33 protein-coding genes and 1 pseudogene are annotated in these 25,031 nt (G+C 42.6%); 5 read left to right on the top strand and 29 right to left on the bottom strand.

The window, feature by feature from the left end; genetic code table 11:
• Nucleotides 1-19: 19 nt before the first annotated feature.
• Both LCM00_RS17090 and LCM00_RS17085 read right to left on the bottom strand, forming a co-directional pair.
• The gene (locus tag LCM00_RS17090; protein ID WP_224904322.1) at nt 20-484 is read right to left on the bottom strand and encodes an NUDIX domain-containing protein; all 465 of its coding nucleotides are present in this window, start codon (nt 482-484) and stop codon (nt 20-22) included.
• Between the two features lie 37 nt (nt 485-521).
• Entirely contained in the window at nt 522-944 is a 423-nt protein-coding gene (locus tag LCM00_RS17085; protein WP_224904320.1) for an NUDIX hydrolase, read from the bottom strand.
• 218 nt (nt 945-1,162) lie between these two features.
• On the opposite strand from LCM00_RS17085, the gene LCM00_RS17080 reads away from it, so the two are divergent.
• Nucleotides 1,163-1,375 (top strand): hypothetical protein, encoded by a 213-nt coding sequence (locus tag LCM00_RS17080; RefSeq protein ID WP_224904318.1) that lies wholly within the window; start codon nt 1,163-1,165, stop codon nt 1,373-1,375.
• A 345-nt stretch (nt 1,376-1,720) separates the two neighbouring features.
• On the opposite strand, the gene LCM00_RS17075 is transcribed toward LCM00_RS17080, so the two are convergent.
• The 3 genes from LCM00_RS17075 to LCM00_RS17065 form a co-directional block, all read right to left on the bottom strand.
• Nucleotides 1,721-2,182 carry a CarD family transcriptional regulator gene (locus LCM00_RS17075; RefSeq protein WP_224904316.1) on the bottom strand — a complete coding sequence of 154 codons (462 nt, stop codon included), beginning with the start codon at nt 2,180-2,182 and terminating at the stop codon, nt 1,721-1,723.
• Nucleotides 2,183-2,360: 178 nt separating this feature from the next.
• A complete protein-coding gene (locus tag LCM00_RS17070) occupies nt 2,361-2,807 on the bottom strand; it encodes a GNAT family N-acetyltransferase (RefSeq protein WP_224904314.1) in 447 nt (148 codons plus the stop codon).
• Nucleotides 2,808-3,277: 470 nt separating this feature from the next.
• Nucleotides 3,278-3,727, bottom strand: coding sequence for an HPP family protein (locus tag LCM00_RS17065; protein ID WP_224904312.1), 450 nt, complete (start codon nt 3,725-3,727; stop codon nt 3,278-3,280).
• 382 nt (nt 3,728-4,109) lie between these two features.
• On the opposite strand from LCM00_RS17065, the gene LCM00_RS17060 reads away from it, so the two are divergent.
• Nucleotides 4,110-4,472 (top strand): cyclic-phosphate processing receiver domain-containing protein, encoded by a 363-nt coding sequence (locus tag LCM00_RS17060; RefSeq protein WP_224904310.1) that lies wholly within the window; start codon nt 4,110-4,112, stop codon nt 4,470-4,472.
• Between the two features lie 81 nt (nt 4,473-4,553).
• Here the strand turns inward: LCM00_RS17060 and LCM00_RS17055 are convergent, their stop codons facing one another.
• The 6 genes and pseudogenes from LCM00_RS17055 to LCM00_RS17030 form a co-directional block, all read right to left on the bottom strand.
• Entirely contained in the window at nt 4,554-4,901 is a 348-nt protein-coding gene (locus tag LCM00_RS17055; RefSeq protein ID WP_224904309.1) for a Clp protease ClpB, read from the bottom strand.
• A gap of 50 nt (nt 4,902-4,951) precedes the next feature.
• Nucleotides 4,952-5,527: a DUF3267 domain-containing protein gene (locus tag LCM00_RS17050; protein WP_224904306.1), complete on the bottom strand. Its 576-nt coding sequence runs from the start codon at nt 5,525-5,527 to the stop codon at nt 4,952-4,954.
• A 58-nt stretch (nt 5,528-5,585) separates the two neighbouring features.
• Nucleotides 5,586-6,045 (bottom strand): annotated as a pseudogene (locus LCM00_RS17045) (NUDIX hydrolase).
• A 115-nt stretch (nt 6,046-6,160) separates the two neighbouring features.
• Nucleotides 6,161-6,595 carry an NUDIX hydrolase gene (locus tag LCM00_RS17040; RefSeq protein WP_224904304.1) on the bottom strand — a complete coding sequence of 145 codons (435 nt, stop codon included), beginning with the start codon at nt 6,593-6,595 and terminating at the stop codon, nt 6,161-6,163.
• A 45-nt stretch (nt 6,596-6,640) separates the two neighbouring features.
• On the bottom strand, nt 6,641-6,994 hold the full coding sequence (locus LCM00_RS17035) for a YciI family protein (protein WP_224904302.1): 354 nt from the start codon (nt 6,992-6,994) through the stop codon (nt 6,641-6,643).
• A gap of 59 nt (nt 6,995-7,053) precedes the next feature.
• The gene (locus LCM00_RS17030) at nt 7,054-7,533 is read right to left on the bottom strand and encodes a DinB family protein (RefSeq protein WP_224904300.1); all 480 of its coding nucleotides are present in this window, start codon (nt 7,531-7,533) and stop codon (nt 7,054-7,056) included.
• 188 nt (nt 7,534-7,721) lie between these two features.
• Between LCM00_RS17030 and LCM00_RS17025 the strand changes: the two genes are divergently transcribed.
• Nucleotides 7,722-7,880: a hypothetical protein gene (locus LCM00_RS17025; RefSeq protein ID WP_224904298.1), complete on the top strand. Its 159-nt coding sequence runs from the start codon at nt 7,722-7,724 to the stop codon at nt 7,878-7,880.
• A gap of 455 nt (nt 7,881-8,335) precedes the next feature.
• Here the strand turns inward: LCM00_RS17025 and LCM00_RS17020 are convergent, their stop codons facing one another.
• From LCM00_RS17020 to LCM00_RS16980, 9 genes are all read right to left on the bottom strand, one after another.
• On the bottom strand, nt 8,336-8,806 hold the full coding sequence (locus tag LCM00_RS17020) for a DinB family protein (RefSeq protein WP_224904296.1): 471 nt from the start codon (nt 8,804-8,806) through the stop codon (nt 8,336-8,338).
• 213 nt (nt 8,807-9,019) lie between these two features.
• A complete protein-coding gene (locus tag LCM00_RS17015) occupies nt 9,020-9,628 on the bottom strand; it encodes a flavin reductase family protein (RefSeq protein ID WP_224904385.1) in 609 nt (202 codons plus the stop codon).
• Nucleotides 9,629-9,803: 175 nt separating this feature from the next.
• Nucleotides 9,804-10,397, bottom strand: coding sequence for an NADPH-dependent FMN reductase (locus LCM00_RS17010; protein WP_224904294.1), 594 nt, complete (start codon nt 10,395-10,397; stop codon nt 9,804-9,806).
• Between the two features lie 122 nt (nt 10,398-10,519).
• Nucleotides 10,520-10,942: a MarR family winged helix-turn-helix transcriptional regulator gene (locus LCM00_RS17005; RefSeq protein ID WP_224904291.1), complete on the bottom strand. Its 423-nt coding sequence runs from the start codon at nt 10,940-10,942 to the stop codon at nt 10,520-10,522.
• 41 nt (nt 10,943-10,983) lie between these two features.
• The gene (locus LCM00_RS17000; protein ID WP_224904289.1) at nt 10,984-11,511 is read right to left on the bottom strand and encodes a YceI family protein; all 528 of its coding nucleotides are present in this window, start codon (nt 11,509-11,511) and stop codon (nt 10,984-10,986) included.
• Nucleotides 11,512-11,734: 223 nt separating this feature from the next.
• Entirely contained in the window at nt 11,735-11,989 is a 255-nt protein-coding gene (locus LCM00_RS16995; RefSeq protein ID WP_224904287.1) for a hypothetical protein, read from the bottom strand.
• Nucleotides 11,990-12,091: 102 nt separating this feature from the next.
• Complete coding sequence (locus tag LCM00_RS16990) at nt 12,092-12,652, bottom strand: hypothetical protein (protein WP_224904285.1); 561 nt, start codon at nt 12,650-12,652, stop codon at nt 12,092-12,094.
• Nucleotides 12,653-12,909: 257 nt separating this feature from the next.
• Entirely contained in the window at nt 12,910-13,908 is a 999-nt protein-coding gene (locus LCM00_RS16985) for an ABC transporter permease (RefSeq protein ID WP_224904284.1), read from the bottom strand.
• Nucleotides 13,901-14,827, bottom strand: a complete 927-nt coding sequence (locus LCM00_RS16980) for an ABC transporter ATP-binding protein (RefSeq protein WP_224904282.1) — start codon at nt 14,825-14,827, stop codon at nt 13,901-13,903. The genes LCM00_RS16985 and LCM00_RS16980 overlap by 8 nt, the downstream gene beginning before the upstream one ends.
• 107 nt (nt 14,828-14,934) lie before the next feature.
• On the opposite strand from LCM00_RS16980, the gene LCM00_RS16975 reads away from it, so the two are divergent.
• Together LCM00_RS16975 and arr are read left to right on the top strand one after the other, a co-directional pair.
• On the top strand, nt 14,935-15,705 hold the full coding sequence (locus LCM00_RS16975; RefSeq protein ID WP_224904280.1) for an SGNH/GDSL hydrolase family protein: 771 nt from the start codon (nt 14,935-14,937) through the stop codon (nt 15,703-15,705).
• Nucleotides 15,706-15,784: 79 nt separating this feature from the next.
• Nucleotides 15,785-16,201, top strand: coding sequence for an NAD(+)--rifampin ADP-ribosyltransferase (gene arr / locus LCM00_RS16970; protein WP_224904278.1), 417 nt, complete (start codon nt 15,785-15,787; stop codon nt 16,199-16,201).
• Nucleotides 16,202-16,270: 69 nt separating this feature from the next.
• Here the strand turns inward: arr and rsgA are convergent, their stop codons facing one another.
• The 9 genes from rsgA to LCM00_RS16925 all read right to left on the bottom strand — a co-directional run bounded on the left by rsgA (nt 16,271) and on the right by LCM00_RS16925 (nt 24,973).
• Complete coding sequence (gene rsgA / locus LCM00_RS16965; RefSeq protein WP_224904276.1) at nt 16,271-17,353, bottom strand: ribosome small subunit-dependent GTPase A; 1,083 nt, start codon at nt 17,351-17,353, stop codon at nt 16,271-16,273.
• 368 nt (nt 17,354-17,721) lie between these two features.
• Entirely contained in the window at nt 17,722-18,375 is a 654-nt protein-coding gene (locus LCM00_RS16960) for an STAS domain-containing protein (protein WP_224904274.1), read from the bottom strand.
• On the bottom strand, nt 18,365-19,513 hold the full coding sequence (gene kdpDN, locus LCM00_RS16955) for a KdpD-like non-kinase potassium sensor (RefSeq protein WP_224904271.1): 1,149 nt from the start codon (nt 19,511-19,513) through the stop codon (nt 18,365-18,367). The genes LCM00_RS16960 and kdpDN overlap by 11 nt, the downstream gene beginning before the upstream one ends.
• Nucleotides 19,514-19,584: 71 nt before the next feature.
• Entirely contained in the window at nt 19,585-20,166 is a 582-nt protein-coding gene (gene kdpC, locus LCM00_RS16950; RefSeq protein WP_224904269.1) for a potassium-transporting ATPase subunit KdpC, read from the bottom strand.
• A 27-nt stretch (nt 20,167-20,193) separates the two neighbouring features.
• Nucleotides 20,194-22,335 carry a potassium-transporting ATPase subunit KdpB gene (kdpB, locus tag LCM00_RS16945; RefSeq protein WP_404802172.1) on the bottom strand — a complete coding sequence of 714 codons (2,142 nt, stop codon included), beginning with the start codon at nt 22,333-22,335 and terminating at the stop codon, nt 20,194-20,196.
• A gap of 16 nt (nt 22,336-22,351) precedes the next feature.
• Nucleotides 22,352-24,013, bottom strand: a complete 1,662-nt coding sequence (kdpA, locus tag LCM00_RS16940; protein ID WP_404802174.1) for a potassium-transporting ATPase subunit KdpA — start codon at nt 24,011-24,013, stop codon at nt 22,352-22,354.
• A 32-nt stretch (nt 24,014-24,045) separates the two neighbouring features.
• The gene (locus LCM00_RS24930) at nt 24,046-24,123 is read right to left on the bottom strand and encodes a potassium-transporting ATPase subunit F (protein ID WP_083783119.1); all 78 of its coding nucleotides are present in this window, start codon (nt 24,121-24,123) and stop codon (nt 24,046-24,048) included.
• Between the two features lie 126 nt (nt 24,124-24,249).
• A complete protein-coding gene (locus tag LCM00_RS16930) occupies nt 24,250-24,651 on the bottom strand; it encodes a hypothetical protein (RefSeq protein WP_224904265.1) in 402 nt (133 codons plus the stop codon).
• Nucleotides 24,652-24,751: 100 nt separating this feature from the next.
• A complete protein-coding gene (locus LCM00_RS16925) occupies nt 24,752-24,973 on the bottom strand; it encodes a hypothetical protein (RefSeq protein ID WP_224904263.1) in 222 nt (73 codons plus the stop codon).
• Nucleotides 24,974-25,031 lie beyond the last annotated feature (58 nt).

Genomic DNA, 25,031 nt, shown 5'->3' with positions numbered 1-25,031 from the left:
TGTGAATGATTTGTCTATATTAAAGCCGATGTTCCTCAATCAGATCAATATTCCTCTTATGTAAGGCATAATCCTGGATTTGCTTTCCTATGTCCGCATATAGCTGGATCTCTTCGAGCTGGGATAATGCTATCCATTTTACACCAGTTTGATTAGGATCTGGCTGTTCTGGAAGCCTTGCAGCCAAGCCGCTTAGTCTAGTACATTCAAACATCAATACTAGAGTATGGACCGGCCCATATTTTTCGCCTGTCAGATGAGGTGCATATTCGTAGACAAAGGCCAATGGACCAACCTCCACTTCTATGCATGCCTCTTCTTTAGCTTCTCTTTTTACGGCATCAATAATAGACTCGCCCGGTTCCACTCCTCCTGCAGGCAAATCATACACAATCCCTCTGTTTGGGTCGTTATACTCTGTCAGCAGAATTCTGTCCTGCTCGATAATGACTGCACCTGCTCTAACCCTCATATGGTAAGGCATCTTTTGTTCCTTTCTTAAATGGCGTCATCTTCTTTAGCTACTGCACTTCCCCTTGAAAGACATAAGAAGCAGATTGTTTCAGCAACTGCTTGATTCCATTTTTATGATAAGGCATCATTTCATCAGCAGTTTCTAAGCTTACCCATTTTACTTCTGCTATCGTTTCAGTATCTTGTATACTGATTTCACCGCTTATGATCCTTGCTTTAAATGTAATGAAAACGGCATGATGATCATGATTCATCATCATCGCTTCATTTACAGAAAGTATGTGATCAACCTCAATCGTTAGACCTGTTTCTTCTTTAGCTTCCCGAACAGCCGCTTGTGATAGAGTTTCTCCAGCTTCAACCGAACCGCCCGGCAAAGACCAGTTATCATATTTGGAATTCTTTACAACCAATACCTTCTCCTGTTTTTCGTCAAAGATAAGTGAATAGACCACATCTACCCTTTTCATGAACACACTCCTTTTTTCTGCCTTACAACCCTTTCTTTATCGCGAGTAAAAATTCCTTCTTTTACCAACGGGGTCTTCTTTCAGGATAAAAAACACAAAGTATGCTATACTTATGATATTAAAAAAAAATATGTTGGGAACTATGAGACTTTGCTTAGTCACCTCCCCCCATAGTGGAAGGAGGCTAAGACTATATGTCTCTAGACCATATGAGAACAATGTTAACTACCATACAGGAATATCCTAACTGTGAAATTTCATTAACTTTTAATGATGACGACCAGCAGCCGGTATTGTATGTATGCTATAAAGAAAATCTATTCGAAGTCACACATGCCCATACACATGCTGTTGACACATTTTATACAGTAGAATCAACACTCAAAGCGATTGACAATGAAATAAATTCTAAATTGCAAAAAAACCTCTGATTAGAGGTTTTTTTGTTTGCCTGCAGGACGGAAAGCCAGTTTTCTATCCCTGCCCTATAAAAATAGGAAAGCAAAACTGCCCCATTGTCTCTTATATTGTATACCTAAAACAACGAAAGCCCTGCCTCTCTTTCATCATTACGGCTCCTTGTCCGTGCCAGTGTGAATCAGGATTAACTTAAAAATCGAGTGACTGTTTTATGAGTTATTTGATGATATTGTAATCGTAGAAATTGAAATGGATAGACAGAAATAACAAAGAGGTTAATTCTAAAGGTGAATTGAAGAAGTAGAGTGCCCTGGCACCTTTACTGCCAAAAGATTCAGGGTATTTACTCTATAGCTTTAACAGAAGCTTTTTATTTGAGTTTCAGTGATTCCCTTCATTAGTCCCAGTTCGCTGATCAAAATTTCATGTGCGTTGTTCAACATTTGTCTTTCGCTTGTGTTAAGTGCTTTTTCTTTCTTCATACGCATTAAATCACGTACAACTTCCGTACATTCTTGAATTTTGCCCGTTTTTATTTTATCCGTGTTCACTTTATACCTTTGCTTCCAAGGCAGTACTCTATCTGTTTCTCCGTTTTGAAAGATGTTTATAAGGTTTTTTAGCGCAACTATATCAGTAACAGGACGTATACCTGAACTCACTATTTTACCCGCAGGAATCATGACTTCCATATTGCCGATCAACATTTCTATGACATAATACTGTTGTTTTTCCCCTAAGATTTCCTTTTCTTCTATCGCTTTAATGATCCCTACTCCATGCATTGGATAAACAACATTATCGTCAACCTGAAACAAATAATCCCCTCCATATTGCAACTACCTTAACCTTAACACACATATAAATTTTTATCAAATTTTTAATAATATCATAAATTAATTTTAACTGTCAACAGTTTATCCTTCAAAAATCAAAAAAGAGCCAGGGGGACAGGTACCTTGGCCCAATTCTTTAAACCGGGACAGCAGCTTCTTCTCAAATCGTATACTTAAATAAGAGCTCTCCATTCTGCGGATCTCTTTCATTCATATACTCAAAACCGATACTTTTGTATAAGCTGTAAGCTGTTCTGTTCTCTTCTTTAATACTTAAGTAGATAACATTTACATCATATTCTCTTGAAGCAATCTCAATCAGTTTCAGCATCGCCAACTTACCCAGGCCTTTACCCTGATATTTTTCATCAATCATGATTCTGTCAATCCAAGTATCTTTATTGGGGCCAAAAGAACCGTACATGGCAAAGCCAATCACTTCTTCATCCCAATATACAGCCATCGGCTGCCATTCACTGTAAGTACCCGCTTCTTCTAAACACTCATCTACAGTTTCAATGAACTTTTCCTGCCCGGGTTTTAGTTTGATATTCCTGACTTCATATTCATTAGAAGCATAAATGTTTCTGAAATGCACATTACTCATAAGTTAAGATGCACCTCCACTCTTGGTAAATAACTTCCCTGGCCAGCAGCTGTTTTCAACTTAAAAATCCGCTATTTTAATTACAATTGCAGTGCGAGGAAAATGGTCAAAAGCGATATAGCTGTGATGCCGTAAGCAAAAAGGGATTTTTTGTTTTCTCTGAAGGCTTGGATGCCCAGCATAATCAGATTTAATGACAATAAGATATAAGCGATGTATAGCAGCTCACTATATCAATCATAGTTCAATGAGAAAATGACTAATAACACAGCTGGAAAGATGAGCATGGCCCTTAACCTTTTTTCCATCGTATCTCTCCGTTCATAAGATGCCTTTACTATAATATACCAGTTTTAACCAGATGCCTGTACTTTTTTGAAACAAGAACAAACCGCCTGTTTGGCATCTGCTCCTGCTTTCAAGTATCCTGTCCAGATAAAAAATCAATCTTCACAAAGAAGTGTGATTGGTCACATATTCCTCTCGCTGTATTCAACACCCATGCCATCCAGCCATTCTCTAAGCTCCATTCTGGGCATATATTCTTTTAATGTATAGATAAACGTGTCATTTTCACTTTCAAACTCCAGCTGTTCTGGCTTGCTATTATTGAGAACAATGACAACCTGATCGATTTCGTCCCACAAAGTTACTTCTTCTTTAAATCCTTTTAGCGATGTATGGTGAATCCCTGTTGAGTCAATATAGGTGTATGTATGAAGGGCAGTAAAAATAAGTACAAATGCAATCAATATAGTAAGCACACCAACAGATTTCATCCAAATTTTCTCAAACAAGAAAGCCAGAACACCGGCTGATATAAGCAGTCCGCCCACTATATTCACCATATAGGCTTTACTCGGTGTATCCTGAAAATAAACAGTGCCAGGGAATATATTTACTTTTTGATAAAACATCATTACCAGAAAGCCCAGAGGAAGCCACCCCAAAGCAAAGATAAGCCCTAAAGTAAATATCTTCGGCCTATTTGAAAATTTAATTTCCAACTATATCCCTCCTCAAAAATTAAAAAAGGACGGGAAAAGCTCCCCGTGCAGCAACCCAAATGGTATTTATTGGATATTAACCTTATATTGATTAAACGAATAAGGCGGGATAAATGTAACAGTTTAGGGTATAAACGGTTGGATTTATGAATATTTGCGTTAACAGTTTAGCTGACTGCCATAGTAAAGAATGTTAGCCTTTGTGGTAAAGGTGTGTTATGGTTTAGTTGACTCATCCAAAGGGACAAGAGACTTTTCTTAGTCACCCCTAAGCTAAGTAAGGGGGCGAAATCATTTGAAAAAAATTAATGTATTCTTAGATGACTACAGGAAACCGCCGGATGGCTTCGTATATGTTAATACAATTGTGGAATGCCTGGAACTGCTCCGAACCTGCGAAATTGGCCACTTATCACTGGACCATGACCTGGAAAGCAAAAGAGAAAACGGTATGCTGCTAGTCAATATTATGGTCAGGGAAAAACTTTCTGCAGACCATATAACCGTTCATTCAGCAAATGCGGTTGGCGGAAAAGCCATGTATAAATGCCTTAAGCTGGCCCAAAGCAGCCATATATACTCCTTTGATACCACCCTCTCACTAAGACCCCTGCCCTTGGATTCTTATACTCCCATGATGCTGAAGCATTACCAATAGCATAGATTGGCCAAGGGATTTATATCTCTTGGCTTATTTTATTTTTCCATGAAGTGATAATCGCAAAGGGTTTTTCTACCGTTAATCAGTATGGTTATTTTTATACTTCAGCCATTCGTCTATCTCTGATTTAATAAATCTTTTCTGTTCATCTATTTCTAAATAAGGTATAAACTGGTATGTATCGTACGTACTTAAATTAGCTTTTGCTGACATATCTTCCCTGATGATCTTTTCTATTAAATCTTCGCTTATCTGTAAATAACCGGAAAGCTGATTGATGGTCATTACATCATTTGCTGAATATGTTAGAGGCTGCGTCTGCCCATTTTTATCAGCAGACTTTATGCTATTACCTATAATAAAAGCAGAAATTACAATTGACAGACTTAAAATTGATACTCCAATGATACACGTTAGCGGTTTCAAGTGTGCTGCCTCCATATAAAAAGATAAAATTCCTGTTGGTTAATAAGGGGTTATACTCCGGCATCTTCTCCTATATCCTCTATCAGATCCTGCTGCTGAACGATCCGATAATACCCCCTGCAGAACACTGCACCTCTCGGCTTGATTATTATCAATACCGAATTGATAATATCTGCAGCAGAAAAAATGAAATTAATCCAACTCACAAATATTAGGAGGGTCTGAATATCCCCTGATACGAAAATCGCCACAAAGGCTGGCACTACTGATAATCCTATAAACGGCAGAGTCATAAAGACCAAGAATCTTCTTTTTGATAAAACGGCATTGGTATTCAGCCAAAAAAATATCCCGCTGAAAGTCAGGCTTATATCACCTTTTTTATATATGGTGACAATATGCAGAAATTCGTGAAAAAGGAAGACCGCAATTCCTATTAGAATCAGAATATATAGGGGAATTCCAGTAAAAAGCCCTCCCAAGAGGCCAGGCACCAAAAAAACAGCAAGCTGAAGTAAATAAGCAAATTTCATAAAGTGTTCCCGAAACCAGCTGTTCTGTATGAAAGGGGTCCATTCTGAGGAATTCATATTGATTTGGGGCAAGCGGCGGAACCAATGGATCATAAGGGGTGCACTCCTTCAATTTCTCTATCAGTAAATAAAACCTGCAAGATCAAAGAAACTAATATAATCTGCCTGCCAAGTTATAAGGATCCATTTCCCAAGTCTCATAGGGAACGATATTCTTCGATTTCATCGCATCCATTGTCCGTGACTTCATATGGGGGCGGGTTATATATTGGCCAATATTGTGTTCATTTAACAGTACGAACCCGGCTTCCTGGATCTCTTCAGGCGGAAATTTGATCTCCGCTAATGTATGCTGCCTTAAAAACAACTGATAATATTTGCTTGGCCGAATTATAATATACGCCTGTGATGCCAACTGGCTTGATATGAATTCCGGTTTCCTCAAGAACTTCCCTTGCGACTGCCTGATCCAGCGGCTCCCCCAGCTCCACCTGGCCCCCGGGCATTTCCCATGTATCCTTTCTCCATTGAACCTTTACCAGCAGTACTTCATCCTTTTCGTTTTTAATAAACGCTGAAACCGCATTAATATGTTTAGGGACTTTGTGCATATTCGCGCTCCTATAGTTGATTTATATATAGATTCTAGAGAGAATATGAGAATTCCTTTTTTATCCAAAAGGGTGTTTATCTAAAAAAAAGCTGAAGCAATGCAGTTTACTTATTCTATATCACTGCTTCACAGCTTTTTATAAATGCCAATGTCTTTTCGAACAGCTTCGGCTGGATTTCCGGATAAGTAAGGTTTATGGGTAAATCCTCAAACAGTTTGATCTCATCAATTTCTGAAGCTGGCAGCTGGTCCAATTCTCTTATTACTCCTAGGTATAGCCTTCCGTATTTTTTAGCAGCCGTATCGCCTAATGAATAGTCACATATCGGGATCAACTGGCCATCTATACAGCCTGTTTCTTCAAATAACTCTCTTTGAGCCGTTTCCTCCATGTTTTCTCCAAATTCTCTATGTCCCCCTGCAATTTCCCATGTGGTTCTATCCTTATGCCTGACATACACCCATTTTCCTTTATAGATGGCGCTTATTACTGCAAACTCTATCTGTTTATTATCCACTTTATCCAGTTGGTAAAATTCAAGTTTCATATAATCACCTCAGCAGCTTCCTGCACCTTGACCAGCACTCGTACCTCACTCAAACACCTGCCTAAGTTCAATCTGCCCTTCCCCATATCCCTGCGGGTCCGGCATCCGCTTAGCCCAATCGATGGCTTCTTCCTTCGACTTCACATCAATCAGAATAAATCCGGCGATCAATTCATTCGTCTCTGCAAATGGACCTTCTGTAATCACCGGACCTTCTCCCGGTTTCGGAAAAAAAAGGCGCATTCCATCTGAACTGGGATGCAGCCCTTTCGCCATAACCCTTACGCCTGCCTTAACCAATTCTTCATTGTACTTCGTCATGGCTTCCATCAGTTCAGGGCTGGGAAGATTACGTCCCTCCGAATTCTTTGAGGCCTTGACAATGAGCATGAATAGCATAGAATTTCCTCCTTCTTTTCTCAAATTTATATCTGTTATAAATTCAACTCCGTTAAAACCTAACTATTCCTCCAGCTCCCCTGCAGCTTCCGCACATACACCATCTGCCCAATATGGTACGCATTGTGTGTGGACAGATTCCCAATGATAGCCCACCATTCCGCCGATTCAGGGAAACCGTTCACTTCACTTTCTAGCTTTTCTTGGGAGAGAAGATCCTGCCACTGCAACAGCACCTCTAATAGCCGCTCCTTTAAATCACTGAAGGTTATATTTTCCGGCACCGCAAAGCTTTCATCATTTTTGCCAATGGGCGGAACTGCATTGACATGACCCTTTTTATATCTCTTTTGCCAGGTTTCATTCCAATAAAGAAGATGCTGCACCATTTCGGCGATGCTGCTGCCCTCCTCATTCGGCTTCCAAAAAGCATCTTTTTCTGATAAGTCTTCAACAGCTTCTGAAAAAGGAACATACCAGCTCGGATCATTCGCATTTGCAGACAGCTGGCCGGCCAGCACATCAATAGCATGAGCCATACTCTCCTCACTCCTTTGATAAGATAGTGACTTATTCGCTGCGATTACCGGACTTCCTGCCTGATTGATAAAAAGGGATCATAACCAAGGCCTTGCTCAGAACACCATTATCTATTTTCCAATAAATACAAAAACAGGATTATATATAGACGAGAAATGTTAAAATATAGAAAAAGGAGGTGGGCGAAATGCCTTTATGGATTATATTGCTGGCAATAGGAGCCTTTTTCTTTGGTCTTGGGAAATTAATTGATTTTCACTACAGCAGGGAAGGCCGCAGTATAGACACCTCAGCTTTAAGGGAAAGCACGAAGGATAATTTAGGCGGGAGCGTTTATTTTCAATAAAGGCCGGGTGCCAGTATAGACATCACACCATTAAGGCAGAATAACGAAGATAATTTGGGAGCAAAAGTTTTTTAGAACTTATTTTACCACGTCCTCTCTGAGCATGGTCACTTTGAATGTCCGAAAGATACTTGGAGAGGAAATCTCTGTGGTAAAAAGACAAACTCAAATTAAGCGGGCAGAGGGGGGAAAACATCAGCCAGCCGAAGCAGCGAGGCCTTTTAACCCATATTGCCAGCGACTTTGATTAATACATGAATACTTACTATAAAAATGACAAGAGCAAAATGGTAAACAGATTGGCAATAAAATGACCGATAGCACTGACCAAACGTTGTCAGTTAAAAAAAACAACACCGTATAAAACACTAATTATGAAGATTAATAATAAATCATAACCGTTTATTACTGTGTTTATATTAGAATGATATTTTGAAAAAGGAGGCCGAAAAGAGTTAGTCCCAAATCCGGGTTCTTGGGACTCCTGCGGTTCTTAAATAATCCAATAACTGCCCAGTATGAACGGATTCATGATAAGCAACCCTCAATAGCATGTCACCTAAATCTCTTATGTATCCTGACTCGGAGCGGTCAATCTTAATATTTTCCAAGTCTTCCTCAGAAAATGATTTTATAGTGTCTATAAATTCTCTTCTGTGAGTTTCTGCAAAATCCAATTCATTTTGTACTGATATGTACGGACGATTTTCGTACGGCGAATTATAAACGGTTAAACTCCCTCTATTTCGAATAGCCAAATGATAGTAGTGTTCACTTTCTAATACGTGCCGGATCATTTCCAGACAATTCATTGCTTCATTATCAGGCTTCCAAAAGAGCTTTGCATCAGGAATAGTTGTCCAGACTTTAATGCTTCTTCTTCTGACTTCATTTAAGTTTAAAATGATTAAATCGATTGAATTCATACAAAAACCTCCTCTTCTTTTTATCAATTATACACGAATGCATGTTCGCTTTGAAGAAAAAGAAGAAATGTTTAGATAACTGTTGAAAATATTTTAGCGGAGTTTTATTGCAGCTATTTCCGTGCTAAAACTGCTTCACTCAAATTGATGCCATAGCATTTTTAGCAAAAAATACAGGACCCTATTAGGAAGCTAGGGTCCTGATCATTTTTATTATTCTGGCCGCTCAATCGTAAAAACTTCCCCAATCTTGCCATAATCATTCCCAGCCAGCCTGCTGACGGCAGCAAGCTCTTTCTGGTCGATCCGTCCCTTTTCATATAGATGTTCTTCTATATGGAATTGAACAACCTTCCCGATGATAAAGTCGGTACCAGGTGAGTCTGTCCCGCCTAATTCCAAGGCATGCTCCAGCACGCATTCCATCCGGACTTTCGCTTCCTTTACACCAGGTACTGCTATTTTTTCGCTTGCCTCTGCTGTAAAACCGGCCGCCTCTATTTCACTCTGTTCAGGAGGAAGAGTGGCCGCTGTTTGATTAACCTTTTCGATATTATGCTCGTCAACAATGTGAACCACAAATTCCTTTGATTCGAGAATGTTTCGGGCTGTATCCTTCTGCCTGCCCTGCGCACGCTGGATGGATAGTGAAATCATGGGCGGATTGGCTGAGACGATGTTGAAATAGCTGAATGGTGCACCGTTCACCACACCGTCCTTTGAGATGGTGGTCACAAAGGCAATAGGCCTTGGGATGATGCTGCCGATGAGAAATTTATAATTTTCCCTTTCCGGCAGGCTGACAGGATCAATGGAAAGCATATGAATCATTCCTTTGCGAGTTAATCAACTTCTCTTACTCTGATCGGGATCAGACTCTGTTCTAACTGCTCTCTGAATTGCTCATACTGCTCGGGAAGCATAATGAGCCAGGGGGACAGGTCCCTCGGCCCATTCGGACCAAAGGACCTATCCCCCTGGCTCTTATATTTGCCGGTTAGCGGATGGTGGATAAAGCTGTTGACCAAGGGATCAATTGATCCAGCATTTGATTGACTGAATCCTCTTGTACTTCTTTCGGTTTGAATTGATTGCCATTTTCAAAGTCTGTGAATAAAGACAGAGCCGGATGGACGCGGACGTCAGCGACTGACAATTCACCCAGAATGCCGCGCAAGTGTTCTGCAGCACGCGCCCCGCCTACTGAACCGTAAGAAACGATTCCAGCTGCTTTGTTGTTCCACTCAACACGCAGGTAATCCAGGGCATTTTTCAGCGCGCCTGTGATAGAGTGGTTGTATTCCTGCACAATGAAAATGAATCCATCCTGGGCAGCGACGATTTCTGACCATGCTGCAGCCCCAGAAGCATCTGCGCCCGCTTCGCCAAGCAATGGAAGCTTGTAGTCAGCGATATCAATGATTGTATAGTTCGCGTCACCGCGCTTGTCAGCTACTTCTTTCACCCATGCACCTACTTGCGGGCTTACCCTTCCTTCACGTGTAGAACCTAGAATAATACCAATGTTTAATTTTGTCATCGTTTCTTCCTCCTCTTTCTTTGTTCCAAGAAGTTTATTTAGAAAACCCATAGAATAGCTCCCCTTCCAACATATCTCCAGAGCCGGGGGACAGGTACCTCGGCTCGTTTGGGCCAAGGTACCTGTCCCCTTGGCTCAATATATCTCGAATTCGAGATATATTCTCAAAAAAATTAAATGCATTCTGCCCTGCAGCCGATTTTTTTCATTAAATCAATCGTTTGATTGACTTCATCCGCACTTAACTCATCGAACACTTCACCCATTTTGCTTTCATGCCGGGGGAAGACTCCATCCATCAAAGCCTTCCCCTCAGCTGTCAGCACCGCATAAATGACCCGGCGGTCTTCTGGGCACCCCTGGCGCCTTACATACTTTTTCTGCTCTAATTTATCCACCACATAGGTGATGCTGCTGCTCGAGATAAGAACTTTCCTGCCAATCATCTGAATAGGCTGATCACCCTTATGGTATAAGAGCTCAAGGACAGAGAATTCCGTAGGATTCAAGTCGTAGTTGGCTGCATCTTTGCGAATCGCTTCTTGTATGGCTTGGGAAGCACGAAGTATGACCGTTACAGCTTTCAACTTATTCATACGTTTTTCTCCTTTAACCAGCAGCCCCCTCAAGTTCTATATTATGCTGCTGGATTTACTTCTAATTCCACTTTGATTTTAATATCCTTGCCTACAAGGACACCCCCTGTTTCAAGAGCTGCGTTCCAAGTAAGGCCGAATTCTTCACGGTTGATTTTTGCTTCTGCTTCGAATCCGTATACTTCAACGCCCCAAGGGTTTGTTCCTTTGCCGCCGTATTCTACATCAAAAGTGACCGGCTTTGTCACGCCCTTGATAGTTAAATCGCCTGTTACTTTATAATCATCGCCGTCTTTTGCGATGTTTGTTGATTTGAAATCAATCGTCGGGTGGTTTTCAACATCAAAGAAATCCGCTGACTTCAGGTGATTTTCACGATCCTCACTGCGCGTATTAATGCTTGCAACATCAAATGTGAATGCAATTGAAGCAGTTGTCAGATCTGTTAAGTCTGCCGCTTCCACATCTGCTGTATAAGAATCAAAAGAACCTTTCACCTTTGAAACCATCATGTGCTTCACTTCAAAACCTACTGCTGAATGTGATTGATCTACTGTCCACTTTGCCATTTAAAATCTCCTCCAAATTGTCATTTTTATTTATCTCGAATTCGAGATATGTTGTCAAAAAAATAAGCTGCGATGCTTATTCAGAAATAAATTATCTTTAATTCGAGATAAATTTATCATATATTGGGAATGGAAGTCAACAACTTTTTTTGGATTGGGCCAAGGGGTCAGGTCCCATGGCCCATTTTAAAAAGAGCCAAGGAACCTGTCCCCTTGGCTCACTTCACTCCCCCTGTTCCTCTCCATTTTCTCTTTTCTTTTCTGACATCAAGTATGCAAACGCCACCCCCACCGCAAGAAGGGAAGCAATCACTGAATAGCGGAATATGGTAAAAAAGTATTCTGCGTATGGCGTCACGATAGTTGAAGTGTATCCCTCATAATTGGTTGCTTCATCTTCCCTCTTCGTAAAAGCAACCAATATAAAAAATGGAATGATAAATGAATAGACTCCTGTTTTCACTAAGATTTTTTCCATGGTTACCTCCGTTTTTCGTTTTAAATTTCTTTATGCCGGCCTATCCGCTTTCCTGCAGGCTTGATTTTTTTTTCTTTTGCCATCGACCCCTAAGGCTGCATCTCAATCCGGCTGCTTGCTGACAATTTCAACATTCTGTTCAGCAAGCAGCGAATAAAAGGCGCTTCTCTTCACTATAAAATCACTTTGCAGGTCAAATTTATATGTCCCAGCACCTTTTATCTGAAACTCTAATTTGTAGGGAACTCCATGTTTGCTTATTTGTGTAACTTTTTGAATTCTGTCCCATTCAAAGTTCTGTTCGCGGGCAAAAGGCTCCTTGACCATTAGGCCTTCCTTGATCAGATAGGAATGGGTTTGAAAGGACTGCCAGAGGAAGAAGACTGCAATCGCAGATAAGAGGATGTTAGATAAGATCAATAGAGGCGCAGCCTTTGATTTAACGATATAAAAAAGCAAGGCAACAATGACAAAAAGAATGGCATATCCAATAATAAACAGGAAATAGGCTATCTTAGGTGTACTGAAAAACAGATAATAATCAGGCTGAAAATAAAACTTCTGAATCGCATTAACGCCCAAAACACTGATTGGCAAACAACTGACGGCTAATATCAGGCCAAGAGCAAAAAACTTTGGCCCCAAATCTTTTCCATGTATCACTTCCACAACTCTCACCCACTCTCATTTCAATTAACTAACTTATACGGACATAGCCGCAAAAAGTTTCCAAATTTTAGAATATCCTTGTTCCTAGTGTTCAATTAGAACAATAAAAAAGGCCGCCATGATGGCAGCGAGTTGTGAAATGGGTATGCCACGGGAACAGGTCCCATGGCCCAGTTTTTTAAAAAGAGCCGTGGGGTCTGTCCCCTTGGCCCAGTTTCAAAAAGAGCCGTGGGGTCTGTCCCCTTGGCTCATTAATACATATCCTTCTGAGTGAAGTTCCAAAATGCCACAGCCAGGCAGGCAGCCGTCCATGCGGCAAGGATGATCAATGAAAATGGCAGTGTCATCCCTTCGATCGGCGGTGCTTGGCCTTCCAGATAGTTGATCAGATCAAAGTTCAGGTTCACCAGATACTTGGAGCTTGTCCAGCTCGACCCGATGGAGCTCAACAGGGTGCCGGCGATTAAAACTGCCATCATCGCGCCTATTCCAGTCGCTGTGTTTTTCACGAGCACAGAGATCATGAGGCTGATGGTTCCAACCACTGCAGTTACCACCCAGGCAAGTCCCACTGACATGAGCAGGTATTCCCACATCGGCAGGGTATGGATGAATTCCGTTGAAAATTCGCCGGTTGCCGAGGCTTGAAATCCGGTCAAAATAGGTGCGGTCCAGCCATCATAACCGAGCACGATTCCTGAGACCGCATAGCAGGCGATCACTGTTGCCGCCATCAGCAGGGAGGTGTAAAGCAACACTGTCAGCCATTTGGCCATCAGGATTTTCCACCGTCTGACAGGCCTGGACAGCAAGGTTTTAATGGTGCCGTCATTGTATTCTCCGCTCACGATATCGGCCATGATGATGATAATGAATAATGGCAGGACAAGCGTGACTCCCTGCGAGAAAAAGATGCGAATAAACGTAGGAGCCCCCGGATAGTTCGGATTGATATCGTTGTCGAGATAGTATTGCTTTTGCTTCAGGTCAAATTCAAGAAACTGCCTGAATTCATCCTGGATCCCGCTCGAAGCCAGCCGGTTTTGCCGGTCAACGATCTCCTGCTGCAGATCCACCCTCCAGTCAAGAGTGCCCTGCTTTTCAATCTTTTCTTGTATCTCCCGGTATTGTGCATATGTAAACATTGAGACCAGTATGACTAAAATCAGTATGACAACCGGCAGGCGTTTTTTGGAGCCTATCTTCATCACTTCATTGCGTATGAGGCCCGCCATATTCGGATTAGACAATATGATCGCCTCCTGTCAAACTAATAAATAAGTCTTCCAATGTCTGCACTTTCCTTTCGATCGTCCATACATCAATGCCCGCCTTCAAGAAAGCTTCATTCAGGATCGAAGTTTTACTTTCATCCATAAGCGTGTGTATCGTATGGTCGTCGTACAGTTCCGCAGCCTGGACATAAGAGGATTCATTTAAAATGGAGAGCGCACGGAAGGCATCACTGACTCGCCAATCTATACCAGATGACAGTGAATGGACCAGGTCGCTTACGCTGCCAGTCTTCACAATTTTTCCATGGCTCATAATTGCCACGCGATCTGCCAGCAGTTCAATTTCACTTAAAATATGGCTGGATACGAGCACGGAAAGACCAGTTTCATCGACCAGCTTCCTGATGAATGTGCGCAGATCTTTTATTCCCATTGGGTCGAGCCCATTCGTAGGCTCATCCAGTATAAGCACATCAGGACGGCCTAACAAGGCTTGTGCAATCCCAAGCCGCTGGCGCATTCCCAATGAATAGGTCCGCACCTGGTCATCTACCCTTGCTGTCAGATCTACCAGATCAATGACTTCCTGGATCCTTTCTTCATCGACTCCCGGCAGCATCCGTGCAAAGATCTGCAGGTTCTCGCGGCCGCTCAAATATTTGTACAGCTCTGGATTTTCGACGATGGATCCGAGCCGCTGCATCGCCTGGACAAATTGCTTTCTGACATCAAAGCCGCAAATTTCAATTTTCCCGGACGTTGGCTTAATGAGCCCGACAAGCATCCGGATCGTAGTGGTTTTCCCGGCGCCGTTCGGACCGAGGAATCCAAATACTTCTCCCGGATAAATCTCAAATGATATTTGATCAATAATCGTTTTCTTACCTATGATTTTCGTTACATTTTCTAATCTAACAGTTGGCTTTACGCTCATAGCATCACCCTAAGTTCTATTTTAGCGAAAAAATCGGACATTGACTCTTTTGAATACTCAACAAAAGGAAAGATTGATACAATCACGTTAGAAGGAGAGGTCAAACGATGAAAAAATGGAAATGGCCGCTGTTTATCACACTATCCCTTGGCCTGACAGTTTTATTTGGCTACGGCCTTGTCAGCGCCTATATGGATATTACCAATCCTCCCCAGGCACAGACATTGGCAAAATCAGATGAAGCGCCTGTTACCCCGGGGGACACCTATATCGCACTCGGAGATTCATTAACAAGGGGTGTAGGCTCATCAAAAGGTGAAGGCTTTGTCTCGCTGACCGGGAAAGAGCTCCAGGAAAAAGATATGGTTGAACGCTACCAGAATCTTGGCATAAGAGGCGCCAGAATCGAGGACCTGCTGGAGCAGCTGGAACAAAAGGAAGTCCAAAGAACTCTTGCAGACGCTAAGATCATCACCATCACCATTGGAGGAAACAATCTTTTTAATAGCGGGGAAATCTTCAACAAATATTCAGAAGAAACCGCACTAGGCATCCTGAAAACCGAAATTCCTAACTTGGAAAAAGCCTTTAGCAGCATCCGCGAAACTAATCCGGATGCCGTCATCCTCTATATGGGGCTGTATAATCCATTCAAGCAATCACCGGACGGAGATTCATTCGATTCTATCATCCAAAAATGGAATGAATCAGCCCGCACACTAGGCCTAAAATACAATATTCAAATCGTGGATACCTTCAACCTGGTCACAGATCCCAAACGCGACCTTTCCAGCGATATCTTCCACCCCAATGACACTACTTATCAGCAAATAGCTGATAGCATGTATCTTGTGATTGAAAAGAGCCTGATTCAATGAGCCGGGGGGACAGACCCCTTGGCTCCTATTCCAGTAATATACTGTTATCATAAATCAAAAATATAAGAGGTGTATGCGCATGGATGACAAAAAAGCTGTCTTGGATAATGGTCCTTTTTTTCATGGCACGAAAGCAGCATTAAATATTGGGGATCTATTAGAGCCCCGGCATATCTCAAATTACCAGGATAAAAAATCCAACTATATTTACTTTACCGCAACATTGGATGCTGCCAAATGGGGTGCTGAACTAGCAGCATCTTCTTCAAAAGAAAGAATTTATATTGTAGAACCATTGGGAGAGTTTGAGAATGATCCGAACTTAACCGACAAAAGATTTCCCGGCAACCCCACTCGTTCTTACAGGTCTAAGTTCCCTTTGAAAATAATAGCAGAACTAAGCTCATGGGAAAGACATTCCGATGAAGAAATCAATCATATGCTTGCATCTTTAAAAAAGCTGCGTGAACAAGGAAAAGCTGTTATATACGATTAAGGCCACAGGGACAGATCTTTTGGCCCTGCCTTAAAAAGTGAGCCAAGGGACCTGGCCCCCTGGCTCTTTTTAATACCCCTCTCTCAGGTTTCTCTTTTTTCTTTTATTTACCTGAACTTCGAGGTTTTTTATTTTTAAATTTAATCTTTGCAGCTCGTCTGATTGCTTTTGGTAGCTTTTATATCTACTTTCAGCAATAGTACCATCCTCAATAGCCTGTTTAACAGCACAATCTGGTTCCGTCACATGCTTACAATTTGAATATCTGCAATTACCAAAAAGTTTAGTTATATCACTGAAACTCTCTTCAAGAATGTTTTCCTCACCCCAAAGCTGGACTTCTCTTAAGCCTGGAGTATCAATGATCATAAAGCCGGAAGAGTGACTAATTAACTCAGCACTCGTTGTCGTATGTTTCCCTTTACCAGTCGACTTGCTTATTTCCTGTTTTTTTTGTTTCTCTTGACCTAGCAGCAGGTTGGTTATGGTTGATTTGCCTACACCAGAAGAACCAAGAAAAGCAATAGATTGACCATTTTTTAAAAAAGGAGATAAACTAGCCATATTCATCTCTTTTTCAGCACTTATCGGGAAGACTGATACTCCGAGGGCGACTTTATTTACCTCTTCCATTACTTCCTCTAACCGGGTGCAGACATCCATTTTATTTAAGAGAATCACCGGGCTGGCGCCGCTATTATATGCCAAGGTAAGGTATCTTTCTATTCTTCGAAGATCGAAATCACTATCCAGTCCGCATACAATAAAGATAGTATCTATATTTGACGCAATAACTTGTTCTTCTGTAGAACCGCCATCAATAATCCCCTGTTTCATTTTTCTTCCACCGGAAATGGCCAGCTTTCGTGAAAAGCAGCTTTTCCTTGGCAAAACAGCATGAATGTATCCAATACTGCTGTTATCTTTCACCTCAAAAGCCACCCAATCCCCTATAGCCGGAAAATCCTTTGGAGCTTTAATTTGATACAAAAATCTCCCCGTAAGTCTGGCAAGAAGATTATTCATCCCATCATTAATGATATAGCTGTCATTGGACCTTTTAACTACCCTGCCTTGTACCAATCCTCTTTCTCCAAAGACCCTGAAATTGTCCTCAAAAAATGAATTCCATCCTAGTTTTGCTAATAGCATACTTTTCCCCCAATTAATTTATTATTTGTTCATTAAGCTGGAAGAAAAATTCTAACTGACCACCTAATTCATACAAAAAGCCACAGGTCAAAATAACCCTGTGGCTCTACTATTCTTAAACTCACGACTAAAAAGGTATTATAAATATCCTACTATTGACCGTCTGAGTAAGTGAAAGCATAATTGTCCATCAAGGTGATAACCATTGAATTTCTCTTCATCGTTTTCACTCACTCCCTCCTGTTAATTATAGTAAAATTTTAACATAAATCTATTTTTTAAACAATACTGCTTTGATCAATACGGCCACCTGGACGGGTCGCGTGGCCCAAACTCAAAAAGAGCCAAGGGACCTGTGCCCTTGGCTCTCAAACAATCCTTTTCCCACTCTTGCCCAATGCATAGTAAATGCCATGCTGAAGTGATTGCAGGCATTCGAATTTCCTCAGGTTTATGAGGCTGTGGGATATTTTTGCGGCTAATTCTGCAGATATGCCAACCAGAATAACTTCAGTTCCCAGTAATCTGGAAGCGGCACCAAGCTTCTCAATTAAATTTGCAGTGTAAGTGTTTACATTGTCCTGAAGGCCTTTCAAATCAATAAGCAGATATCTTGTTTTATGGGCAGGCAATTTAGCCAGTGTATTCTGCAGGAGGGTTTCCCCCCGCTGTTCATCATATGTTCCGATCAGCGGAACCACAGAAATGCTTTCGAGCACCGGAATAAGAGGAGATGAAAGCTCCATAATGAGCTCCTGCAGTGTTCTTGTTTTGTCCTCAACCAGATCTTCAAGTTCTTTAATCTGTCTGGCCTCCTGCCTGCGTGTCATTTCTAAAATATTCTGCTGGACGGTAATATCAGAAATAAAGTATTCAACGATGCTATATGGATTAACTTCATTTTGATGCTGAAGGATTTTATACCAATAATTCTGGCCGAACAGGCCTGTGAAAACTCCAGCATAATGGGCAGGAACAAAGAGAAGAGCCAAGGGGTCTGTCCCCCCGGCCCTATCTTCCATCCGCCACGATATGGATGTCTATGTTGGATGTTTCTCTCATGATCATGTTGACTATGGATCCTTTTTTGATTTCTTCCCATCTGGTTCTGGCAGACTGACCTAATAAAATTTGAGTGACATTCAGTTTTTTCGCTACTTCAATGATGACAGCTGCCGGTTTTCTGCTGCGTCTCTCTTCTAGTATGATTTTGGCATTAAACTGTTCTGCGAGCATATGCCATTCTTTTATTTTCTGCTCATTGACCGGACTGGCGTCTGTGATTTTTTCTGCGGTAACATTTAAGATATATAAATCAGCTTTCATCCTATGGGCCATCCGCCAGCCCCGCCTTATTAATTTTTCGGCAGTGGGGCCGTATTGGACGCAGACAAGTATTTTCTCGTTCACACCGATAGGGCCGTTTTCGAGGCTGCCGCTGATCTGCTCGATCCTTTCATCAACATCGTTGGCAATCTCCCTTAGAGACAATTCACGCAGGGCTGATAGATTATTAATCGTAAAGAAATGGGACAGGCTTTGTTCGATTTTCTCTGGTGCATAAATCTTTCCGTCCGAGAGTCTCTTCCGCAATGTTTCCGGCGGGATATCAATCAGCTGAATTTCATGGGCCTTTTGCACAAAGGTGTCCGGGACCCGCTCTCTTACCTTAACCCCTGTAATTTGCTGGACGATATCATTGACGCTCTCGAGATGCTGAATATTCACGGCAGAAAAAACATCAATCCCGGCATCGAGGATCAGGGAAACATCCATATACCTTTTTGGATTTTCAGATCCCGGAATATTAGCATGGGCCAGCTCATCGATAATGACAAGATCTGGTTTCCGTTCTATGATGGCCTCTACATTCAGTTCATAAAATTTCTTTCCTTTATAGGGAATGATTTTTAAAGGAACCTGTTCAAGGTCTTTGATTTGCTCCTCCGTCTCTATACGGCCATGGGTCTCTATGAAGCCGATGACCACATCTTTTCCCTCTTTCTTCAAATCTGCAGCATCTTGCAGCATTTTATACGATTTCCCGACACCAGGGGCTGCACCTACATATAATTTAAGTTTTCCGCGGCTGGATTCAGTGATTTCATGAAGAATCTCTTCAGGTGTTCTTCTTCTAAAATAAGGATGATTTTGTTTCATTCCCGTCACCTCGATTCAAGATCCGCATACGCAAAAGGCACCCTAACCAATATGATTAGGGAGCTTTTTCACTACTGCAATATTTTATCCAAGCCAAGATTAAGCATCAGAACATTAACACGTTCTTCACCAAACATGCCCAGCTCTTTGCCTTGGGTGTTTTCTTGGATCAGCTTTGTTAATTGGTCTTCCGATAGCCCCGTTTCATCCATGATTCTGTTAACCTGGGCCAGCGCTCCCTCTACTGAGATATGGGGATCCAGCCCTGAACCTGAGTCAGTAACCAGATCGACCGGCACCTCACTGATTGGCGTATCAGGATTAGCTGTTTTCCAGGAATCTATTGACTCTTCCACCCGCTGGAGCAGATCTCCATTGGAAGGGGCATAGTTATTGGAACCGGATCCTGCCCCGTTATATTCAATAGCTGAAACCCTTCCATGGAAGTATTTCGGATTTGTAAAATTTTGTCCAATCAATTCAGATCCAACCACTTCATTCTGTTCGTTATAAATCAAGCTTCCTTCTGCTTGATCCGGCATGATGGCCTGTGCAATTCCAGTTGTCGCAATAGGATATATCAGGCCGGCGAGGATCATGATGGTAAAGCTGGACCTGATGATTGGACCAATAAGCTTTTGTTTTTTTTCCATAAGTAACTTCCTTCTTTCATTTATGAGTTAGATAAAAATTGAGACGAGCATATCTATTAGCTTGATTCCGATGAACGGTACAAGGACACCGCCCAGTCCATATATGGTTAAGTTTCGTTTCAATAAGCTGTTGGAGCTCATCGGTTTGTATGCGACCCCTTTCATGGCAAGCGGAATCAACAATGGAATGATGACTGCATTGAAGATCAAGGCCGAAAGGATGGCAGACAATGGCGTTGACAGCCCCATGATGTTCAAAGCAGACATCTCCGGAATGGCCAGCATGAACATGGCCGGGATGATGGCAAAATATTTCGCGATATCATTGGCGATACTGAACGTCGTCAGTGCTCCGCGGGTCATAAGCAATTGCTTTCCTATGGAAACCACTTCAATGATCTTAGTTGGATTGGAATCGAGATCCACCATATTGGCGGCTTCTTTGGCTGCTGTTGTACCGCTGTTCATCGCAAGGCCCACATCTGCCTGGGCCAGCGCAGGTGCATCATTGGTGCCGTCGCCTGTCATGGCCACTAGCTTCCCTTGGGATTGCTCATACTTGATCACTTCAATCTTATCTTCCGGTTTACACTCAGCGATGAACTCATCCACACCCGCTTCCTTCGCTATGGTGGCAGCGGTCAGAGGATTATCGCCAGTTGCCATGATTGTTTTAATGCCCATTTTCCGTAGCTGGTCAAAGCGTTCTTTCATTCCAGGCTTCACTGTGTCCTTCAGATAAATCAGGCCCAAGATTTTTCCTTCCATCGCAACGGCCAAAGGTGTACCGCCTTCACGGGCAATTTCCTTTGCTTCTTCATCCAGATCAGCCGGAATCTTTCCTCCCTGGGCCCTTATCCAGCTTTTGACTGAATCGACTGCCCCTTTCCTCACCTGGCGGCCATCCTTCAGATCGATCCCGCTCATTCTGGTCTCTGCCCTGAACTCAATGACCTGGCCTCCTGCAGCCACCGAACCATCGAGCCTGCTGCCTTTTTCCTTCAGCAATTCTATGGTGGAGCGCCCTTCAGGTGTTTCATCATTCAGGGAGCTGATCCCTGTCCAGTAGTGGAGCTCTTCTAAAGAAGCATCTCCCACTGGGATGAAATTGCTCGCCATCCGGTTCCCAAATGTAATCGTACCTGTCTTATCCAGAATAATCGTATTGATGTCCCCTGCAGCTTCTACTGCTTTCCCTGACATGGCAAGAACATTGAACTGGGTAACACGGTCCATCCCCGCAATGCCGATTGCCGACAGCAGTCCCCCGATCGTCGTCGGGATCAGGCAGACAAGCAGTGAAATCAGTACAGGTATTGCAAGCGAGAACCCAAGGTAATTCGTGAAAAATGGAAGTGTGACAACCACGATCATGAAAATTAACGTCAAGCTTGTGAGCACAGTGTTCAAAGCAATTTCGTTAGGCGTTTTCTGGCGTTCTGCTCCTTCTACTAATGAAATCATCCGATCTAAGAAAGACTCGCCAGGATTGCTGGTGATTTTCACTATAATCTGGTCACTGACCACCCTTGTTCCGCCCGTAACAGAATTGAAATCACCGCCAGCTTCCTTGATGACAGGAGCCGATTCACCAGTGATGGCTGATTCATCCACAGACGCCAGGCCTTCGATGACCTCACCGTCACCGGGAATCATTTCACCCTGTGAAACCACGACTATGTCGCCTTTCTTGAGAGATGTTGAAGCCGTTTTTACTGTTTTTCCATTGGCTTGCAAAAGGTTTGCTGTAATTTCCTGTTTCGATTTTTTCAAAGAATCAGCCTGCGCTTTTCCGCGTCCTTCTGCCAGTGCTTCAGCAAAATTCGCAAATAACACAGTAAACAGCAGGATCAGGGCCACGGTGATATTGAACCACGGTTCAACCTCGCTTCTGCCAAAGGCATCAGGCGCAAAGCATAAGATCAGTGTAATGATGAAACCGATCTCCACCACGAACATAATCGGATTCTTCACCATTTTTCTCGGGTCAAGCTTCGTAAAAGAATCCTTAAGCGCCTGAACCACCATCGCTTTATCCATCATTTTATTTTCATCCTTATTGTCTTTATGGTTAGGCTGCTGGGGAACATGGGGCTGAAAAGATTTTTTGTCCTCTTTGCCATGCAGCCCTGCAGCTTGATTTGCTTCTTTTAACACATGATTAGCCATGATTATTCACTCCCACCTACAATGTCAGATATTCTGCGACTGGCCCCAATACAAGTGCCGGGAAGAATGTCAGTGCACCTACAATAAAGAAAGTACCGACCAGAATCACTCCGAAAAGAGGGGTATCTGTGCGGAATGTCCCGATTGTCTCGGGAACAACCTTCTTCGATGATAGTGAACCAGCGACAGCCAGCATGGTGACAAGCCCAAAGAATCTTCCTGCATACATGACGATGCCTGTTGAAATATTCCAAAATGGTGTTGCATCCCCAAGCCCTTCAAAACCGGATCCGTTATTGGCAGCGGAAGAGGTATATTCATACACTACCTGTGAGATTCCATGGAAGCCGCTGTTTGAAATGGCTCCGGCACCAAGCGGCGTATACAAGGCAATTGCAGATGCACCCAGTATCAAAAGAGGATGCATAAGCATTGTTAAGGCGATGAGCTTCATTTCCCGCCCTTCTATTTTCTTGCCCAGGAATTCAGGTGTACGGCCCACCATCAGCCCTGAAAGGAATACGGCAATCATGGCATACATGATTACATTGATGAATCCTGCTCCAACCCCGCCGAATACTGTATTTAAGAGCATGTTGGAAAGGGCCAGCATTCCGCCTATAGGTGTCAGCGTATCATGCATCGTGTTGACGGCACCTGTTTCAGAGGCTGTTGTGACAAGCGCATAGAAGATGGATTGGCCTGTGCCGAACCGGACTTCCTTCCCTTCCATGCTGCCTTGATCTGTATTAATTCCCAGTGCATTCAATGCAGGATTGCCCTGATATTCATAGAACAGTGCCGTGCCAAGGAATACAGTGAAGACCATCAGCATCGATACAAATAAGACACGTCCCTGTTTGGCATTTCCGAGCATTTTTCCATATGCAAACGGCAAAGCAGTCGGCAATAGGAACATCAGCAATATTTGAATGATGTTGCTGATAGCATTCGGATTTTCAAACGGATGAGCTGAATTGACTCCAAAAAAACCGCCGCCATTATTGCCAAGTTCTTTGATGGATAAAAATGTCCCGACAGGTCCGCGCGCGATCTCCTGGGCAGTCCCCTCGATAGTATTGACTGTTACAGTAGGCTCCAATGTCTGCGGAACCCCCAATGCGACCAGAATTAATCCTGACACAATGGCGATTGGCATCAAAACACGCGTAATCGCTCTGAATAAATCAACAAGGAAGTTTCCAATTTCTTTTCCAGACAGCGCCCTGACAAATGCGATGGCAGCTGCCAAAGCCGTTCCCGGCGCCGCAAACATCATAAACAGAATTCCAATCATCTGCCCGAGATAGGAAAGGCCCGACTCACCGCTGTAATGCTGCAGATTGGTGTTGGTCATAAAGCTGATGGCTGTGTTAAAGGCCAAGGTTGGATCCATGCCAGGATTCCCGCTTGGATTCAAAGGCAGGATGCCCTGCAGCCGGAAAACCATATAGACTAGGAGAATCATAAATCCATTGGCTAAAACAAGCGTCATGGCATACTGCTTCCATGTTTGGTTTATCTTTTTGATACCACTGATTTTAAAGAGAATGTTTTCGATAGGGCCGAACACTTTATCCAGCCCTGTTTGGCTATAATCAAAAGCCTTTGCCAGATAGATGCCGGCAGGCTTTGCTATCAGAATCACCGCCGCCATAGTGACAATGATTGAAAGAATCGTCGTAATCACCTTTTTTTACCCCCAAGTAGTTAAAATTTCTCCGGATTAAGTAATACATAGAATAAGTACAATGTAGTAAACGCCGTAATGCCAAGCAGCAGAACCATTATTCGTTTTCACTTCCTTGCTCTACGGCTTCAGCGGACCAGCTGCCAAGTCCGAGCATTAAAGCCGGCAGGATGATGAAAAGGCTGACCATGATAATGTCCGACATTTTGATAACCTCCTGTTTTCTAACTTAATAGACATGAAATATTGCTGCTTTTGGAATACACCACATATTTTGCTCCATATGCGCAATAAAGGCGCATTGGATAGCCATGAACGGTGGCAGCGACAATGATAGGTGCACAAGTGCTGTTCCTGATGACCTTCAGCAGGGTGCATGTTTCTGCAATCTCACTTTCAAAGACAATCACCTTCCTGAACCGTCCCTGGAGAATCAAGTACTCATCTTTGAGGCCGAACTCCACCACACGCTGATGGCCCCTGCTTTTTAAAGCTCTGATCACTTGAGGATCAGATGAAACAAGGCAGCATGAATGCGAATCGCTCAAATGGCTTTGTACCCGCAGGAGCACTTCTTCATTTGGAATACAGACAAGTATGGCATCCTCTGTTTGAGGCAGTGTCAACACAGTTACCTCCCTTCTTTTTTAAAGCCCTGATTTACTCGTTGCTCAGAGATCATCAAAAAGCATTATCATGCCTGAAAAGTTGTGAAAGCGTTTGTTCTCAGCTGAAATAATGGAAATAAAAACCATATACTGAAAACAAAAAGAGACCAATGATTACTTCTCCCCCAATATGAATCCAAGAGCGCAGATCATCCGCATCTTTGTCCAGATGCAAAAAACTGCATAGAAAAATCTCTTGTTCATTTGGAGAAAAAGCACCCATTGGTCTACTTAACACCCAGCCGGCTGGCATCAGCCCTCTATGTGTTCTGTCTTCCATGTTCACTTTTTCAAGATAGGCATAATAAAAAGACCTTCTTATCACTCAAGCTGCCCTG

The sequence above is a fragment of the Bacillus infantis genome, assembly GCF_020171945.1.
Classification (GTDB): domain Bacteria; phylum Bacillota; class Bacilli; order Bacillales; family Cytobacillaceae; genus Bacillus_AB; species Bacillus_AB infantis_A.
The sequence above is the reverse complement of the archived record's forward strand: the minus strand, read 5'-3'. Positions and strand labels throughout refer to the sequence as shown.

What these genes read in the sequence shown, in the direction of transcription:
- LCM00_RS17090 (WP_224904322.1), bottom strand. Translation starts at nt 484, where the DNA reads ATGCCTTACCATATGAGGGTTAGAGCAGGTGCAGTCATTATCGAGCAG.
- LCM00_RS17085 (WP_224904320.1), bottom strand. Translation starts at nt 944, where the DNA reads ATGAAAAGGGTAGATGTGGTCTATTCACTTATCTTTGACGAAAAACAG.
- LCM00_RS17080 (WP_224904318.1), top strand. Translation starts at nt 1,163, where the DNA reads ATGTTAACTACCATACAGGAATATCCTAACTGTGAAATTTCATTAACT.
- LCM00_RS17070 (WP_224904314.1), bottom strand. Translation starts at nt 2,807, where the DNA reads ATGAGTAATGTGCATTTCAGAAACATTTATGCTTCTAATGAATATGAA.
- LCM00_RS17065 (WP_224904312.1), bottom strand. Translation starts at nt 3,727, where the DNA reads ATGATGTTTTATCAAAAAGTAAATATATTCCCTGGCACTGTTTATTTT.
- LCM00_RS17050 (WP_224904306.1), bottom strand. Translation starts at nt 5,527, where the DNA reads ATGATCCATTGGTTCCGCCGCTTGCCCCAAATCAATATGAATTCCTCA.
- LCM00_RS17040 (WP_224904304.1), bottom strand. Translation starts at nt 6,595, where the DNA reads ATGAAACTTGAATTTTACCAACTGGATAAAGTGGATAATAAACAGATA.
- LCM00_RS17035 (WP_224904302.1), bottom strand. Translation starts at nt 6,994, where the DNA reads ATGCTATTCATGCTCATTGTCAAGGCCTCAAAGAATTCGGAGGGACGT.
- LCM00_RS17030 (WP_224904300.1), bottom strand. Translation starts at nt 7,533, where the DNA reads ATGGCTCATGCTATTGATGTGCTGGCCGGCCAGCTGTCTGCAAATGCG.
- LCM00_RS17025 (WP_224904298.1), top strand. Translation starts at nt 7,722, where the DNA reads ATGCCTTTATGGATTATATTGCTGGCAATAGGAGCCTTTTTCTTTGGT.
- LCM00_RS17020 (WP_224904296.1), bottom strand. Translation starts at nt 8,806, where the DNA reads ATGAATTCAATCGATTTAATCATTTTAAACTTAAATGAAGTCAGAAGA.
- LCM00_RS17015 (WP_224904385.1), bottom strand. Translation starts at nt 9,628, where the DNA reads ATGCTTTCCATTGATCCTGTCAGCCTGCCGGAAAGGGAAAATTATAAA.
- LCM00_RS17010 (WP_224904294.1), bottom strand. Translation starts at nt 10,397, where the DNA reads ATGGGTTTTCTAAATAAACTTCTTGGAACAAAGAAAGAGGAGGAAGAA.
- LCM00_RS17005 (WP_224904291.1), bottom strand. Translation starts at nt 10,942, where the DNA reads ATGAATAAGTTGAAAGCTGTAACGGTCATACTTCGTGCTTCCCAAGCC.
- LCM00_RS17000 (WP_224904289.1), bottom strand. Translation starts at nt 11,511, where the DNA reads ATGGCAAAGTGGACAGTAGATCAATCACATTCAGCAGTAGGTTTTGAA.
- LCM00_RS16995 (WP_224904287.1), bottom strand. Translation starts at nt 11,989, where the DNA reads ATGGAAAAAATCTTAGTGAAAACAGGAGTCTATTCATTTATCATTCCA.
- LCM00_RS16980 (WP_224904282.1), bottom strand. Translation starts at nt 14,827, where the DNA reads ATGAGCGTAAAGCCAACTGTTAGATTAGAAAATGTAACGAAAATCATA.
- LCM00_RS16975 (WP_224904280.1), top strand. Translation starts at nt 14,935, where the DNA reads ATGAAAAAATGGAAATGGCCGCTGTTTATCACACTATCCCTTGGCCTG.
- arr (WP_224904278.1), top strand. Translation starts at nt 15,785, where the DNA reads ATGGATGACAAAAAAGCTGTCTTGGATAATGGTCCTTTTTTTCATGGC.
- rsgA (WP_224904276.1), bottom strand. Translation starts at nt 17,353, where the DNA reads ATGCTATTAGCAAAACTAGGATGGAATTCATTTTTTGAGGACAATTTC.
- LCM00_RS16960 (WP_224904274.1), bottom strand. Translation starts at nt 18,375, where the DNA reads ATGGAAGATAGGGCCGGGGGGACAGACCCCTTGGCTCTTCTCTTTGTT.
- kdpDN (WP_224904271.1), bottom strand. Translation starts at nt 19,513, where the DNA reads ATGAAACAAAATCATCCTTATTTTAGAAGAAGAACACCTGAAGAGATT.
- kdpC (WP_224904269.1), bottom strand. Translation starts at nt 20,166, where the DNA reads ATGGAAAAAAAACAAAAGCTTATTGGTCCAATCATCAGGTCCAGCTTT.
- kdpB (WP_404802172.1), bottom strand. Translation starts at nt 22,335, where the DNA reads ATGGCTAATCATGTGTTAAAAGAAGCAAATCAAGCTGCAGGGCTGCAT.
- LCM00_RS24930 (WP_083783119.1), bottom strand. Translation starts at nt 24,123, where the DNA reads ATGGTTCTGCTGCTTGGCATTACGGCGTTTACTACATTGTACTTATTC.
- LCM00_RS16925 (WP_224904263.1), bottom strand. Translation starts at nt 24,973, where the DNA reads ATGGAAGACAGAACACATAGAGGGCTGATGCCAGCCGGCTGGGTGTTA.